At 42.2% G+C, this 15,833-nt stretch carries 10 protein-coding genes and 1 tRNA gene; 2 read left to right on the forward strand and 9 right to left on the reverse strand.

Annotated elements, in window-relative coordinates:
• Positions 1-448: 448 nt before the first annotated feature.
• From K9M07_06980 to K9M07_07010, 7 genes are all read right to left on the reverse strand, one after another.
• Positions 449-3,118, reverse strand: coding sequence for a hypothetical protein (locus tag K9M07_06980; protein ID MCF7852966.1), 2,670 nt, complete (start codon positions 3,116-3,118; stop codon positions 449-451).
• A complete protein-coding gene (locus K9M07_06985) occupies positions 3,115-5,238 on the reverse strand; it encodes an ankyrin repeat domain-containing protein (protein MCF7852967.1) in 2,124 nt (707 codons plus the stop codon). The genes K9M07_06980 and K9M07_06985 overlap by 4 nt, the downstream gene beginning before the upstream one ends.
• Before the next feature lie 180 nt (positions 5,239-5,418).
• A complete protein-coding gene (locus tag K9M07_06990; protein ID MCF7852968.1) occupies positions 5,419-6,462 on the reverse strand; it encodes a hypothetical protein in 1,044 nt (347 codons plus the stop codon).
• Between the two features lie 356 nt (positions 6,463-6,818).
• Complete coding sequence (locus tag K9M07_06995) at positions 6,819-8,216, reverse strand: IQ calmodulin-binding motif-containing protein (protein MCF7852969.1); 1,398 nt, start codon at positions 8,214-8,216, stop codon at positions 6,819-6,821.
• An 86-nt stretch (positions 8,217-8,302) separates the two neighbouring features.
• Positions 8,303-8,806, reverse strand: coding sequence for a hypothetical protein (locus K9M07_07000; GenBank protein MCF7852970.1), 504 nt, complete (start codon positions 8,804-8,806; stop codon positions 8,303-8,305).
• Between the two features lie 5 nt (positions 8,807-8,811).
• On the reverse strand, positions 8,812-11,319 hold the full coding sequence (locus K9M07_07005; GenBank protein MCF7852971.1) for a plasma-membrane proton-efflux P-type ATPase: 2,508 nt from the start codon (positions 11,317-11,319) through the stop codon (positions 8,812-8,814).
• A 23-nt stretch (positions 11,320-11,342) separates the two neighbouring features.
• Complete coding sequence (locus tag K9M07_07010) at positions 11,343-11,900, reverse strand: histidine phosphatase family protein (GenBank protein MCF7852972.1); 558 nt, start codon at positions 11,898-11,900, stop codon at positions 11,343-11,345.
• A gap of 233 nt (positions 11,901-12,133) precedes the next feature.
• Between K9M07_07010 and K9M07_07015 the strand changes: the two genes are divergently transcribed.
• Positions 12,134-13,537, forward strand: coding sequence for a protein kinase (locus tag K9M07_07015; protein MCF7852973.1), 1,404 nt, complete (start codon positions 12,134-12,136; stop codon positions 13,535-13,537).
• Here the strand turns inward: K9M07_07015 and K9M07_07020 are convergent.
• Positions 13,529-14,794 (reverse strand): hypothetical protein, encoded by a 1,266-nt coding sequence (locus K9M07_07020; GenBank protein ID MCF7852974.1) that lies wholly within the window; start codon positions 14,792-14,794, stop codon positions 13,529-13,531. The two genes, K9M07_07015 and K9M07_07020, sit on opposite strands and share 9 nt — an antisense overlap.
• A gap of 130 nt (positions 14,795-14,924) precedes the next feature.
• Between K9M07_07020 and K9M07_07025 the strand changes: the two genes are divergently transcribed.
• A complete protein-coding gene (locus tag K9M07_07025) occupies positions 14,925-15,374 on the forward strand; it encodes a hypothetical protein (GenBank protein ID MCF7852975.1) in 450 nt (149 codons plus the stop codon).
• Between the two features lie 154 nt (positions 15,375-15,528).
• On the opposite strand, the gene K9M07_07030 is transcribed toward K9M07_07025, so the two are convergent.
• A tRNA-Leu gene (locus K9M07_07030) sits at positions 15,529-15,610 on the reverse strand.
• Positions 15,611-15,833: the final 223 nt, after the last annotated feature.

The following is a 15,833-nucleotide window of genomic DNA, read 5'->3' on the forward strand; positions in this document are numbered from 1 at the left end:
AGGCTGGGCTTGGATTATTTACGGTCGTTTCTGACCTCTATAGAGAAAAAAATAGAGGGATTTCTGCGAGCCATTAACTTGTTAACATGCTTTAAATTAGGTACTTAAATGCGCGTAAATTTTTTGTCCTGTACAGAGATAGTGAGGCGGGTACTTCAGGCTGCTTGAGTTAGGCAACTAAAAGTTGCAAAGTCGAGAATTTTAATATTTAATTAAAACTAAACATTGAATGTTAATTACAACAGTTTTTTAAAATAGAGTTTATCTAAGGAATAAGGCTGTAGTTTGGGGCCTTTATTCGGTATATAGGGGAGAAGCGCCAATGCGGGCTTGAAGCTCAGTTAAACGTGAGTAGGGCTCTTCCCACTCTTCGCGATAAAGGCACTCGGTTTCCAGATGGGGTAAAACGATTTCCTCAAGCAATGCATTGACCTTGGCGAGGAGGATGTCAAGCGGTGGTATAGTCTTCTGCAGAAGTGACTTTATCTAAATCTCTGAGGAAGGCTTCTTTGCTCATTGTGCCTATTGGCATGTCGATTGAGCTAAAGCAAGTGTGGATTTCAAATCCATATCGGTTAGAGAGGCGGATTTTGATCTTCAAACCGGGGGAGAGCATGTTATTTCCGGTGATACCTTTTACAAAGATCACTCTCCATTCCTTATCGGAAGAAGCAATTTTTTCTAAAACCCATGTTAACTCCTCAGCAGTGACAATCCCTTCCGGGCAAATGGATGCTAAAAGCGCTTCTTTTGAGACGGGTGATCCTTGAAGTGTTTCTGCAAACTCTTCCGGTCCTTTAGTGATAAATAGCTCTTTTAGCTCTAGGCTCATCCCTTCAAGGAAGGCCTCAGTGGCAGCGGTATGGGGGATTAGATCTTCTTTTGCAGCCGCTAAGGCTTCGTCGTTTTTGCACATAGCAATCGCTGCATATGCACTCTGATGTTCTTCAGACGGATCGAGGATGATATCTTTCAAAGGATTGAAGGTTGAATCAACAGAGGCAAGAAGGGATGCAATCGCCTTTTCTTTTGTATCGGTGTCATGTGATTCCCTCGTTGCAAGCAGCATCTCAAAGAACTTATGATCAAATAATGCTCCAATCACCAAAGGCTGACTTCTTGGATCGCGTGGTTCATAACTACGGGCGTTTTCTTCGTTTCGTGCATGAAGAAGAGAGTAGAATTTTCCTAAGTCGGCTAGTTTTCGTTTATCCGGTTCACTTAAGACTTGCGGTAGATTGGTATCCCCGATAGGGAATGCCCTTTTGGTCACAAGAGCTGCTACAAGCGTTGTGATAAATTGTTTTGTCACCCCACTATGATCTATCGCGTGCGGATTATCAATAAGGCGGACGTACGTGGGAAATCCATGTTCCAGAATTCTTTCGAAATAGTGCAATGGGTTGGCTTTAACATGATCAAAGGTGCAAAAAACTGTTCCATCCGGCAAGTGTTGACCGAGACGCTCAGTATCAATCACATCGATCAGCGCTTCAATGCGAGCCCCCCGAAGTAGGGCTTGAATGCGCTCCCTATGTGGTCCTGAAGCTCGTGAAATCGCAGAAGACTGGAGCGCTCTATCAATAGCATATCTCTGAAGGTAGAATTCAACAACATCTGCTCGACCGAGATTAGAGGCTTGTAAAATACGAGATCTGACCAAGCCCGGTATATCTCGAGTAGAGTCAAGGCTTTGGTCAATTAAGGCTGTCAAAGTGTCAGGAAAGGAGGTGATGCCTGTTCTTGGGGCAAGAAGAACAGTAAGATTCCTGAGGGGGCTTAAGGACGCAGCATCAAATCCGATATTACCATAGATGTCTAATCGAGCCAATTCTGTCAAAGTGTCAGGAAGGAAGGTGATGCCTGTGTTTGAGGCAAGAAGAACAGTAAGATTCCTGAGGGGTCTTAAGGACGCAGCATCAAATTCGCTATTGTCGCCGATGTCTAATTGAGTCAATTCTGTTAAAGTGTCAGGAAGGGAGGTGATGTCTGTGTTTGAGGCAAGAAGAACAGTAAGATTCCTGAGGGGTCTTAAGGACGCAGCATCAAATTCGCTATTGTACGAGATATTTAATGTAGTCAATTCTGTCAAAGTGTCAGGAAGGGAGGTGATGCCTGTGCATGAGGCAAGAAGTTTTTTAAGAGCAATGCAGGGTCTTAAGGAGTTAGCATTAAATCCTCTAATTCCAGAGATGTCTAATCGAGTCAATTTTGTCAAAGTGTTAGGAAGGGAGGCGATGCCTGTGCGTGAGACATTAAGTGTCGTTAAATTTGGGAAAAGCTTGAGAAATTCAAATGCATGTTCAGAGTAGAATCTAAGATGGGAAAAGTTTAATTGAGAAACGTTGTGGCATAGAGCTGCTCTTTCAGGAAAAGAAAAGAAGGTGGTAGCCGCTTTGATTCCATTATGAGAAATATAGTCACGACAAAAGTTTGAGAAGATAGTGTGATATTTTCGGTCCTTCGGGTTGACTTCAAGAATGCTTAAGAGCAATTTCAAGCACTCATTTTTTGTTTCGGGTGATTTTGATCCGTATAAGAGTATTTCTTCTAGAAAAGAGGGAGAAATAAAGGAGTAGCAGCCTGTAGAGTCAAAAAGTTCTTGATAGAAAGAAAGCTTTGAAGGCTTGAGCTCAAAAGTGTAATGCTCCGGATCGGCATAGTGTAGGAGTAGTGCCAGAGGGTGGCTGTCGTGTGTGTTGAGATGCTCTTCATCTTTAGTGATATTGATGATAGGGGCGGAAATGTCTTCGATTTGGTTAATCAATGCTCCAAAAAAGGGTGAAGATGAGATGCGATGAGCATTCTCGGAAGGGATTGCAAAAATGGTTGGCAGGCTGCGGTGAGAGGCTGAGGCCTCCTCTTCATGCTTATGAAGCTGTACGTAAATCTGCCCTGATGAGCTATTTTTTGTCAGCGTAAGTTTATATTTCCCTTCATCAAGGGATGAAACGACATCGCGGGGCGATAGTGGGGTAAGGATAGGTTTTGTTTGGCCTGTAGCAAATGTGTTTAGGATGTGAGTGAAGGATAGAGATGTCGAAGAGGGGGTGTTTTGTGGGATTGAATGGATAATTCCATGAGAAATGGGGCCGGAGCCTAGGCTTGAGGGGTTCATCTATTACCTGTTTTTTTGTCTGTATATAGGGGAGAAGCGCTAATGCGGGCTTGAAGATCAGTTAAACGTGAGTAAAGCTTTTCCCACTCTTCGCGATAAATGCAGTCGGTTTCCAGATGGGGTAAAACGATTTCCTCAAGCAATGCATTGACCTTAACGCATCGTTTGTGGCATTTCTCATGCATGATTTCCATTAAATCGGTCGGTGGTGAAATAGATTCATCGCTGATAGCGGTTAGAAGCTTTTTTTCTGCGATGTGGCGTAGCATTTGTGTTGCATACTTTGATTTTACATGGACTATAGCGCAGCTTTCCGGAGTAGCTAATGCATCTTTTTCATATTGCAGTGCGGCATGAGCGGCTCTAATTGCTACCTTTTTAGAGGCAATCGAACAATTACCTGCGGTTTGTCGTTTGAGCTTTTGAGAAGAAAATAGATCGGAAAGATCCTCTATTTCTCCTCGAGGCGATAGTTGTAGGGGAAGCTCCGTATAGAAAAAATCACAAACGGTTATTTTTTTATCTTTGTTTATCTTTTGCATTTCGATTAGGATAGCATCATTAAGCTTGTCGGGGTTAATGTGATAACATTTAAAAATGCGATAATCTTCAAAGAGGTCGTCACCTTGTGCTCCATATCCCTTGTTACATACGAATAACAAGTCTTTATAAATTATAAGATAAATCATGTGGCCGACGATGCCTGTTGGGATAATTGTGAGCAGGCCCTTTTTAGCTCGCTCTAGAATGATGTTGGATGAAAAGCCATAGGCTTCGAATGCATCCATGATTTTTGGATCGATAAGTGTAGCGATCTCTTCCCGATCAAAATGAAAGAAGGGAAAATAAGACTTACCGCGAATAGAACCCCCATCCGAAAGAGAAAAAGTCTGATCGATCCCATGGAGTTGGGCATATCTTTTTAATTGTAGTCCAAACTCATCCCTAAATCCGGCGTATGAGGGGTAGTCGATACCGATTAATTTCAATAGCATATAAGGCGTTTCGCCGGCTTTGGAGCGCAGAGTGGTGTCAGCGCCATGTGACAGTAACAGATCGATATATTCTGTTCTCATATACTTAATAGCAATATGTAAAGAATGATATCCTTCTCGATTAAAGGTGTTTGGGTTGCAATGCGCTTTTTCTAAGAGAAACCGGGCGGTCTCATAATGATTATGCATAATGGATCGCATCAGTGGGGTAAATCCATCTTTATCATGAGCTTCAGGTGAGCTAATCAAGGGTAGTAAAAGCTCAAGGGCCTCGATTTTCCCGAATTCAGTGGCATATTGAAAGGCTTCATCAATCTCATTCTGTTTAATGTCTTCGTCCGGGAGATGAGATAATAATAATGCGATTATCTCAATGTTGCCCATTCTAGCCGCTAGAGTCAGGCAGGATAGATCTTCCGAATTTCTAAAAAAAACATTGGCTCCTGCGCGACATAAAAAAAGAATCATATCTTTTTGATTCGATCGAACGGCTTTGATTAGAAGGGTATCTAATTGCAGCTGCCTTTTTTCAGGGCACTCAATGTGATTGAGCATAGTGCAAAGAATATCCAAATGATTTGTATGGACGGCAAGCTGTAGGGCATTATCATGCGAATGATTTTCTTCAAATAAGTCAGCTCTACCCTCTAATAGGCGGGCGACATATTCAACATCGCCTTGAAGAGTGGCAAAATGAAGTGCCGTCTTACCATCTTTATTTTTTATATTTGGATTAGCTCCATTGTGGAGTAAGAAATCAACGATGCCGATTTGTTTATTCACAACGGCTAAAATGAGAGGCGTATTACCGGTGGTCGCTCCGGAATCAATATCTACGCCTTGAGTTAGGAAAAACTTTACGGCGAGCTGATGACCTTTTCCTGCGCTGAGGTGCAGACCCAATAAGCCATCTGCTCCTTGGGGGGTGCGGGGGTCTATTCCATTGTACACGCAATGTTTAATCCACTCTATCCTGCCCATTAATACACATTTAAAAAAAACGGGAGGCGTGACGCCCTCATTAAAGGTCGATTCAAAAATAAGGTGCCCCATGAAACTTAAAGACTCTTCTCTTCTATCGGGAGCGGATGGACTTGTTTGAAATAAACTTAAAATACTCTGCATTTGTTTGTTTAAATATTGTTTTAAAGTCCTATTATATCATTTATAATGGTTATAAGGGTCATTTTTTTTAACATTTTATCCCCGCTTAGAGCGGAGGGATTCCCCCGCTTGGTTTCTGTTCTAGCTAGAGGGGTGTAATTCTTTTAATATAAAGACCTTGTTATCCGGGAATATGCGCAACTAAACTGAGGTAGCTTCTGCTGCTGCGACGTGAGAACCGGGATGTTCGCAATCAGGGGATAACAGCTTGTGGATTCCTTCGGCTAAGGTTTTTGAAGAAATCCTTCTTTCTTGTGGAAGAAATGCGCCGCAGAGTGTAGAAACTATTTTTTCTTTAAATGACTCGGGGACTATTGTATTTAAAGAAAGAATTCCTCTCATCTTGCGTGGCATATATTCGGGCTTACTTCTGTTTCTGAAAAGCCTAGTGAGCGCTTTGCGTTGATGAGATTGAGTACAAGTATAGAAGGCATCTAAGCCATTTGACGTGATGACAGCAAATACGGTAAGTGCTGTTGCATAGACATCATCAGCCAGTAATTCATCTTTGTCTAGGAGGCAATTGCGAACTCTTTTATCGGCTCGTTCGGGAGAGAGATAATTGGGAGTAAAGCGGACTTCTCCTGCTTGATGATCGATGAGACGAACGTTATCTTTCTCTTTTGAACAAACGGCATTTTCAGGTTTGATATCGCCATGCGGCCCAAGCACTTCATGACTGCGTGCGACAAGAGAAGCAAAAAGGAAGCTGACTTTGAGCCGTGTCATAAAATCAACGCCCGAGTCGGTAGCAAGATCATGAAGATCCATATCATATTTTTCCATGACGAGAAAATAGCTTCTTTCTACGGGGACTTTGTGAGTGAAATAAACCTTTGGGCTAATGCCTAGAAAGGCTGCCCTTGCTGTCTTATTCACTTCTTCTAATTCATTCGCGTGTTTGATAACAACCACTCTTTGGTCACTTAAGGGAGTCGTATGTACTATGAGAGAGTCTGTCTGCATACGGCTGATTTCATGTCGTGCTGTCGCTCTTTCTACATCTGTGAGCGCAGTGCGTGAGCGTGAAATATCTCCTGCCGGGCTACATGTTGCTGATTGGGATGTAGCGTCATCTTCCGCGGAGTGCGCATGGGAAGTAGCGGCCTCATGAGCCTTAAGGAATGCATCATATATAGTCCAAAGAGCAGTAGATAAATCGGTTCCAATGTTTGCTGCTGCCATGATTTCTCCTTTTTTGTAAGCGTAGGCTTGAAGTTTTTTTTATTAATTCGATTTTTAATTTAAAATTACTGATATTATATCAATTATAATAATTAGTTAACAGCTAAACATTCATATGTTAATTGCGTAATTCATTTTTACCTAACATACTCATTATTAGTTTTTACCGTAGAGCACAGAGCTCGCAGAGTCACAAAATGCGCATTTTCTTGGCTTTTCTCTCTCTCTGTGTACTCTGCGCCCTCTGTGGTTGTTAAAATTCTTATGGTCAATGGCTTGATAGTTCGTTGAACGGAGGCCAAGCGTCCGAGAGCAAATAGACGAGTCAGGCGGGCCCAAAAATTTGCAAAGTTGAGTTAAATAAACAAACAGCCTGCATGTTCTTTGTAATCTATTTTTCGATCAAAAAAAACAAAACTGCAACTATGAAAGGCAATTAACTCCTCTGCTTGAAATCTTTTTAAAATAAGGTGAATGATGCAATCTACGGATATTGGATCGATTATTTCTAATCCCAATTGACTCTTAAAGCGGGCGGTTTGGGCCTCGAGGAATGGTATGTATAGAGAAGGGGTCTTATAGCGCAGCGTTCGGCAGGTAAGCAGTTGGTAGAAGGAATCCATAGGAAAGGCGTATTCGCTCAGTTGGTACTCTAAAACCTCTCTAAAAAATACCGGTATTGCATCGATGGTGTCTTGTATTGCAGTGACAAGGTGTATTTCAGCCTCTTTTGAGTGATTGCCAAACAGGGGATTAACAAAGGGATGTAGCTTGTAGTTATATTTGGCCTCATTAAAAACATGTCCTACAATCGTCTCTTTTTGCTCCGGGGCCGGCAATACAATTGTCTGTGGTTCTGTCAAAGTAATCCCTTGGTTTAAGATAAACTCCAGGTGGGATTCATATACAATATGAAGGCGATGTAGCGCATCATCTCCGTATGTTTTAAATAACGCGTAAAAAAAAGTAATGCCCGAACAGTAGCTTTTTGAAATATCCATAATAGCATCGAAGTGATGGGGAAATAGGTGAATGAGATTTTCACAAGCGCTTTCAACATGCTTTTGGACTTGGGGTGTTTCTAAAGAAAAGCGCTCTAAATCAATGAGACCAATTTTCCCTATACCATCTTCTAAAAAAAGAGGGAGATTGTCATAGCGGCCGATGGGAGAGCGTTCGGATAATAATTGGAACCCGTCTCCATAGCGTGTTGTGATATGTTTGAGCCGAGCTTGACAGAGGAGGTGGGTTAACTCTTTGACGGCTTCAGTGAATTTGTCTTTATGTTCCGCATATAGGCATAATTGAGCTTTGAGATCATAGGGGTCAATCGGGAGGCGGTTTTCGATCAGAGCGTCGTGGTAAATTCGACATTTAGGGATCACTAATCGATGAAAGCCATTTATTTCACAAAGCCGGCGCGCTTGTTTTATTCTTTTAAAACGATCATTCGCTTTTTTTGAGCCTAGATCTTTAATCGCAATAGGATGCTCTTTGGGGAGATAGACGGGAGTTTTTCCGACTGCTGCCCGAGGAAGAGAGCATAAATCGGCTCGGATATATTCAATTGCGCGCTGAAAAAGTGGAAACTCAAGGACATGCCGCGCTAATTTTTTGACTTCTCTTCTATCTCTAAATCCTCGCCAAATTTTCTGGATTTTAATTGCAGAACAATCATCAAGCAAGGATGTTGCATCCTCCATAGAAATAGGGCTAAAGGATGTCGAAGTCGTAGCGGGGCTGATTGATGCCATTACTGACCTGATTCAATTTAAATTGGGGGCTATAATAACCTAAACATGAGTATTATTTTCAAGCAGGACTATTGGCAGACGAGAGATTATTTTTCGTGGTTTTCAGCTTCGATATAAGGGGCGGGAGGTTTTTTTGGAACGGAGTGCATCGAGTTTTCCTCGATATGAATGAGTTGGTAGGCTTTTCTGACGAGCTGAAAGTTGATGAAAGTAACGATGATCAAAAGGAGCAGGGTGGCAAATGCGGCTATACGATAGATTTTGCCCGATTGAAAGAAGCTGAAGAGCGTTTGAATGAGGGATAGGATTAGAGATGCGATTGCGATGTATAGAGCGGCTTTAGCGAGGGATTGATGCGAGGTGAAAAGGCCGATAATATCTTGTGGCTCACTTTTCATAGCTTTAGCTGCGCTCTCTGCCGTTATCATTGAAAAATAGCTAAAAAGGGTGCCGACTGAGATGAGGATAAGCAAGATGAGATTGAAGGATTTTTTTTTAATGAAGAGAGAGAGGATTGAAATGGTAATAGCCAAGATAAAAAGAACAAGGGGAATGTTGGAAATAAGAGAGTGGAGCTCTTGTGGAGACATGTTGTTTATCCTATCTTTTTAGATGTTTGCTCATGAAATTTTTCTTTGTGTTCAGGGCGTAGTGCGAAGGAGCGGTAAATGAGTTCCTTTACGGCAATGAACAGGGTGAAAGAAGCGGCTAAATAGAGCCAAGAATAGCCAACGTATTCCCAGCCAATCCCTACAAAGTCCTCTGTTCCACAACCATATACGGTGGCGAGAGTTCCAACGGCTTGTGAGAAGAGCGTTGCGATCACAAAGCGCCATTCGGGCAATGGAGCGGAAAAAACATAGTGGACATTGCGGGTAAGATAGATGGTGAGATTGCCCCCACACAAGATGCCCATAAAGGCTAGAGAGGAGCATTGTGATGCCGTTAAATGCCAAAAACGATCGCCAATCCAATAGAGGCCAAAGGTTGAGATCACACCGCACACGGCTAAAATAGTGGCAACCGAAAAAACTTCCCTCATATTCCATGTAACGGGACGGGGTTCGATTTCCATATGGTCATAGGCGATCATCATGATGGGGATATCATTGAGAAGGGCGATTAAAATGATCATAATAGCCGAGAGGGGAGGTGTGTGAAAAATGAGCATTGATAGGAGAAGGAAGAGAAGTAAGCGGATCGTCTCGCTAATGCGGTACATAGCATAGCTTTTCATTCGCCCGAAAATGCGGCGCGATTCATCAATTGCATAAGAAATCACCTTTAATCCGGGTTGGGTCAAGATGAGATCTGAAGCTGCTCGAGCTGCATCTGTTGCATTGGAGACGGCAATACCGACATCGGCTTGCTTAAGTGCAGGCGCATCATTCACGCCATCGCCTGTCATCCCCACAATATGGCCCTTCGTTTGAAGGTGTTTGACAATTCCGAATTTATGTTCGGGAAAAACTTGTGCAAACCCGTTGGCTTTTTCAATCAGTTCGTCTTGCTCAAGTGTAAATTTGCCGTCTTTTGAGAGAATTTCTTCTGCGGGATAGATATTGCTCCCAAGGCCGAGTTTTCCTGCAAGCTCTTTAGCAATGGCCGTATGATCTCCCGTGACCATTTTAACCTGTAGCCCTAAATCGCGAATGTGCTCTATCGTCTCTTGCGTATCTTCACGGGGAGGGTCAAAGAGGGGGATTAGCCCTAGAAATTCATACGAGCCTCCTTGTGAATTGCTTTTAGCAACCCCAAGGGTGCGATACCCTCGCGATGCGAGTTGAAGGACATCATTTGTGATATCATCTCTAAGGCGATCGTGGGGACTGCAGAGTTCTAAAATGACTTGAGGAGCTCCTTTTGTCGCTTCAAAGGTTTGCCCGGTTGAGTCTTTGACTAAGGCCGTTGCTCGCTTACTTGTTGGATCAAAGGGAGTGTATTTTAAAATTTGATAGTTTTTGAGCGCCTCTTTTTTTTCGAGTTTCCCTATAATTGCGTCGTCAATTGCATCATGTTCACCTCCTTTAGAAGCAAGAGAGGCTGTTAGAATTACCTCTTGTGCATCTTTGCCACTCTTGAGAAGGATGTCGCCAAGTGTCAGTTCATTCTTCGTGAGTGTTCCGGTTTTATCTGAACAGAGAATATCCATGCCGGCGAGTTCTTCGATTGAGATCAATTTAGAAACAATCGCTTTAAATTTTGCCATTCGATTCGCGCCGATCGCCATTGTGACGGATAATACGGCCGGAAGGGCCACGGGGATGCCCGCAATCACAAGAACGAGCATGAAGATGACTAGCTTTCCAATTTTTTCATGAATGGTATCAAATACTTCGATCTGAAATAAGGAGACCACAAGAATCACAGCTGCTACGGCAAGGGTTGTCCAAATGAGAAAATTGCCAATTTTAACAACGGCTTTTTGAAAATGCGAAGTTGTTTTTGCCGTGTCGACAAGTTTGGCTGTTTGGCCGAAGAAGGTGTTCATTCCCGTTTGCATGACAATGGCCGTCATTTCACCTATTTTGGCGATACTTCCCGAATAGACGATATCGCCTTTTTTCTTATTAACGGGAAGGGATTCTCCCGTGAGCGCTGCTTGATCAACACAGAGGTATTCACCGGATAAGAGCTTGGCATCTGCAGGAATAATATTACCGAGTTTAAGGGCAATAATATCTCCGGGGACGAGCTCTTTAGATTCAATATCGATCCATGTTCCATCTCTTAAAACGCGTGCTTTAAGGGCGAGTTTTTGCTTTAGGGCGTCGATGGCATTTTCGGCTTTAAATTCTTGAAAAAATCCGAGTGCCGCATTAATCAGCAATAGGGCTACAATCATAATGAAGTCGGGCCACCTTTCGAGAAGGCCGGACAAAATCATTGCTATTTCAATCATCCAAGGGATGGGGCCCCAGAAAAAGGCAAATAGCTTTCTCCATCGGCTTACTTTTTTTTCCTCAATGGCGTTAGGACCAAATTGTTCAAGGCGCTTCTTTGCCTCCTCTTTGCCTAATCCGAGATCGACTTTGACATTTTGTTGCTTGATGACCTCTTCAATGGGCATTTTTTGTAGATCTTCATGTGAAAGTGCAGCCATGGTGATTTCTACCTACTTTATAATTATGTGTGATTCCAGCAAAGAATAGCCGGATAATCGTGTTCATAGCCTAAAACGGATAAGCTCGCCGTTGATAAGACCAGATGACGTCCCAATTCTATCGATTCTTCCATCCAGCTTGCAGCTAAAGCCCGAGTAAAATGACCTGATGAAAATAAAATGACATCTTCTTCTTGCTGTTTGATCAGATGAATCACGCGTTGAGTTCTTTCTTGTATTGCTTCGATGCTTTCTCCTCCGCGTGCCCCATGCGTAAAAATATTCCACCGGGGTTCGATTTTGCGGATTTCAGCTGTTGTCATCCCCTCATATTCGCCATAATTCCACTCGGAAAGATCATCAAGTACAACGCCTTTAAAGGAGGCAATTGCGGCCGTTTGGCGGGCGCGCTTGAGGGGGCTGATAAAAGTTTTTAAGTGAGAGAGATGAGCAATTTTTTTCTTTAAAAGCTCAGCTTCTTTTTCACCGTTTTTCGTCAGTTCAAGATCGGTATAGCTTGTATGACGGCCGGTTTTGGACCATTCTGTCTCGCCGTGACGGCATAAATAAACTTTTTGCATGAGGCTATAGTCTCGTCATGTGATTAAATCCCCCTCATAGCAAATATATCCCCCTCTGTCTAGCAGCTAATAGATGTTTAATGCTAAGCGATTAAAAACAAGGGCTTTAGCAATAAAAGCATATCTAAAATGAATCAAAAAATCTATTTCTAGCCCCTTCCTCAAATTTAAAAGGATTTAAAAACCTCAATGAGGTAAAATGTTCCCACTTTTTAACACTAAAAGAGAACATTATGGCTAATGCAGTGCGCGCGAGTTTACTGAGGGCTTTGCCTGCAGGGGATTTAGAGAGTGATCTTGAGCTGATAGAAAAAAGAGACGGGGGGATTACCAGTCTTATCCGTAGATGCGGGCCTTTAACGAATGTGATGAGCAATTTTGAGCGCACCGCAGCGCAAAAAAGAGAAAGAGAGGCTCGCCCTCTTATCAGTAGGGGTTTGACTGTTATAGTCTGGCTTCCCGAACGGTTAGGTTCAGTCGAGACTGCGTATTTAGGTGGTCTTTTTAAAGATATGGTTACAGGGCTTCGTAGCCAACTATCTGCTGAAGGAGTGAGTGATGACCTTAGTCTTAGTCTTATGCGCGATGCAAGAAAGGCTGATTTTTTCTGTGGCTATCTATTAGCTGTGAGGCAGGGGTTGACATCTCCTTCATTTATATCTCGCGGTATTGGAAAAATAGAGGTTCCTAAAATAGTCAATGATTATGGACAAATGATTTTGTCCGGTGCTCCGATTAGATATGAGCACCTTGAAAGGGCTCGGCTTGGAGCTGTTGCAAAACGAAGTTGTGATTCTCAAGCATGGGCTGAAAAGTTTATTGTTATTAATGGCAAAGATGTTCGATTTGAGAATGAAAATGTTGTTAATCTATTGCTGTCGGCTTTAAAGGTTAAAAATATCGTCAAACATTTATTTACGTATATTTCCTCCGGAACATCACTGGGTGTATTTAATGCGAATCATATCATTGCGACTGAGCTGTATGATGCTGATTTATTCAATGTTCTGGTAGGGGATCCCTTAAGAGAAAAAATCTCAACAGAAGCTTTTTTAAAGATGTTTGAGAAAATAGTCCTGACAGTTAAGGAATTGCATTCCCATGGGATTATGCATGGCGATATCAAATTGGATAATGTCTTTCTAAAAAATGGGGAGCCTTTCTTAGGGGATTTTGATTGTGCAGGAGAAAAGGGCCGTTTTTATTCAGCTACAAATTGGTCCGCTCCGCCTGAGCTTATAGGGCCTTCACGCGATAAAATAGCTCACACGATTTGGAACAGTAGCGCAGCGCTTTCACCTGAAATGGATGTATGGGCTTTAGGGTGTATGTTATTTGCCGGATTCAGTCGAGAAAAATACCCCTTTGAACTCGAGCTTTTAAAATCAGAAGATGTGTATGACCAGGGAATAGTTGACGAAGCTTGGAAATACAGTCTTCTTGAAGATGAATATTACGCATGTGAGGAGTCCGAAAAATATGGCGAGTGGGTATATAAGATCTTATCCGGTTGCTTTAAAGTCGATCCTGAAAAGCGAATAACTCTTGATGCGCTTTTAGATAAGCTGCATTCACACCCGGTTTTTAAAGATCATCCGGAAGCGTCTTCTGATGCAACAGCCGGCAGCTCAACATAACAGGATATGTTGCCTGTGCCGGTGGAGTAATCTTTGAAATGCGCTCTCTGCCGTCGAAGCGAGTTCTTTGAGTTGTTCACACTCTTCTTTGGCTTTATTGGCTGTTTTCACAAGTTCACTTTGTTTTTGTTTTATTTCCCTTACATATAGATGTGCTTTGTCAGCGTTGCTTTTGGCGTGTATTGCTCTTGTGTGTACTAGCTCATATTGAGTGTAGGTCGTTATTGCTTTTTCACGCGCTTCATCGGCAAGTGATTTTAAATCACTGCATTTTTCTTGAGCTGCCTGACAAGTCTTATTTGCTTGCTCTAGCTTTTCTTTTGCATTGATAGACTGAGATTCAAGTTCTGAATTGCAGCTTTTTAGCTCCTCAATTTCTCCGGCTAGAAGAGTCAATTTTTCATATTCGGAGAGCGTGGCATGAAGAGTTTCTTTGGCTTCAGCTTGCGCCTTTTCAGCTCGATTTAAAGCGCGTCTACTTTTGTGCCCTGCCGTCCTTGCTGAAGAAACAGCATGTGCATCGCGCCCCTTTGAGGCGCGTGCCGCAGAAGAGGTCAATTGAGTGTGCCTTACCGATTGAGCTGCTTTTCCTGATATTTTTTGAACTTCAGTGCATTTGTCTTCAGTAGAGGCCTTTAACCTCTCCATTGCAACTAGTTGGCCTTCATATTTGCGAGATAAAGCAGAAAGCCGATCGTGATTTTCTTTGAGTCGTATTTGAATAGCCGTGTAAGACCGGGTGAGGTGTTGTGCTTCTGTAAGTTTTTCTTTGAGCTCATTGGAAGCCAAGACATATGTTTCTGATATCCGTGTTGAAGCGGCTTGCGTATCAAGATAAATTTGTGCCATTGTATTAAGAGCGTTTGGGGCATCAATCACCCACCGGTCTCTTTCCTCAGCTTCTTTAGTTGCTTTAAGATGTTGTTCTACAATCTCTTCTATTTGACTTTTAAGTATATTAAACTCACCTTGGGTTTTCTCATAAGAGCTTTTGCTTTCGAGTGAGATTTTTTTTGCTTGATCAACTCCGGTTTCTAGTTTTACAATTTCAGCTTTTAAAAAGGAGCGCCATTGAGTGTTGCGAAACTTAGAAATTTCATAGATAGAATGAAACATTTGATGCGTGTAATAAAGGGCTAAAATCGATAGAGCGCTAATTCCAACGGCTGAGATGACGATATAGGGGGCTTTTAACTCTTGTGAAAGGGTGTTTAGTCGTTGAAAATAGGTATATGGGGGCAATTCCGAAATGTCCATGTTTAGCTAATCCGTTGATTAAAACCAGCTAAACTAAACTAAAATCCAAAAAAATAATAGAAAAACTTTGTTGAAATATCACAGTTTGCTATGAGCAATATAGAGTTAATGACAACGAGGTTTTTTTTATATGCTCAGAAAAGCTATTTTGATCGGTGCCGTATGTTTAGCGATGAAGGGGTTTTGTGTAGATGCAAATGCAATGCAAACCATTTATTACCAACATGCTAAAAATGCTGTTTTAACAAACAATGTTCAAGGCCAATACATATTGACGGTTGTCGGTATTGACGATCAAACGCTTTTTTATGAAGGGAGCTTTAAAAGTGCCGATCAAATGTCAACCGAAGTGTTTTTTGATCGTTGGTCAGGCAATGGGTTTACAAAAAATCCACCTACTGTTGCTATTGTTAATATTAGCAAAAATCAATCTCTCAGCTTAAAACTTAAAGATCCCAAATATAACGGTGTGAAAAGAACAGTCCATTATGTCGTTGAACCTCAAGAAGAGATCGAAGTGAGTTTAATCGAGTCGAATTGGGGGAGCATTGTGATTTTATTTCAAGACGAGCTTCCTTAATCCGAAAAACAATTTCAAGAATCGAGTCGCACGGGTTTCCGTGTGGAAATATTGGAAAAAGTCTGGCATCTGACATTGACGATTATCTTACGAATAACTTAGAAAATGAAAAAACGTGAAAACATTCTCATCTCTGAAAATGTCTCTAGTGAAATGCCCGGGATAGGACTCGAACCTACACACCTTGCGGCACCAGATCCTAAGTCTGGCGTGTCTACCAATTCCACCACCCGGGCAAAAACATGATCAAGACTTTACGATTTTAATCGCTAAAAGTCAAGGCTTTCCCTTAAAAAAATATTTCTTGCCTTTATGCTGAATATACCGCTCGTCATTCAAGAATTGTTTTTTTTGTCGCCGGCATCCCCGCTTGATCGATTTACCTCACCTCTGCCTATTGTCAATAGCGCGTCGGTTCGGTAAAGGGCCTTCGGCCCGATCGACCATCGGTGCGCCGGC

It is taken from the genome of Simkaniaceae bacterium, assembly GCA_021734805.1.
Lineage (GTDB): Bacteria > Chlamydiota > Chlamydiia > Chlamydiales > JACRBE01 > Amphritriteisimkania.

Excerpts from the sequence above, each read along its gene's own strand:
- K9M07_06980 (MCF7852966.1), bottom strand. The coding sequence starts at position 3,118 with ATGAACCCCTCAAGCCTAGGCTCCGGCCCCATTTCTCATGGAATTATC.
- K9M07_06985 (MCF7852967.1), bottom strand. The coding sequence starts at position 5,238 with ATGCAGAGTATTTTAAGTTTATTTCAAACAAGTCCATCCGCTCCCGAT.
- K9M07_06990 (MCF7852968.1), bottom strand. The coding sequence starts at position 6,462 with ATGGCAGCAGCAAACATTGGAACCGATTTATCTACTGCTCTTTGGACT.
- K9M07_06995 (MCF7852969.1), bottom strand. The coding sequence starts at position 8,216 with ATGGCATCAATCAGCCCCGCTACGACTTCGACATCCTTTAGCCCTATT.
- K9M07_07000 (MCF7852970.1), bottom strand. The coding sequence starts at position 8,806 with ATGTCTCCACAAGAGCTCCACTCTCTTATTTCCAACATTCCCCTTGTT.
- K9M07_07005 (MCF7852971.1), bottom strand. The coding sequence starts at position 11,319 with ATGGCTGCACTTTCACATGAAGATCTACAAAAAATGCCCATTGAAGAG.
- K9M07_07010 (MCF7852972.1), bottom strand. The coding sequence starts at position 11,900 with ATGCAAAAAGTTTATTTATGCCGTCACGGCGAGACAGAATGGTCCAAA.
- K9M07_07015 (MCF7852973.1), top strand. The coding sequence starts at position 12,134 with ATGGCTAATGCAGTGCGCGCGAGTTTACTGAGGGCTTTGCCTGCAGGG.
- K9M07_07020 (MCF7852974.1), bottom strand. The coding sequence starts at position 14,794 with ATGGACATTTCGGAATTGCCCCCATATACCTATTTTCAACGACTAAAC.
- K9M07_07025 (MCF7852975.1), top strand. The coding sequence starts at position 14,925 with ATGCTCAGAAAAGCTATTTTGATCGGTGCCGTATGTTTAGCGATGAAG.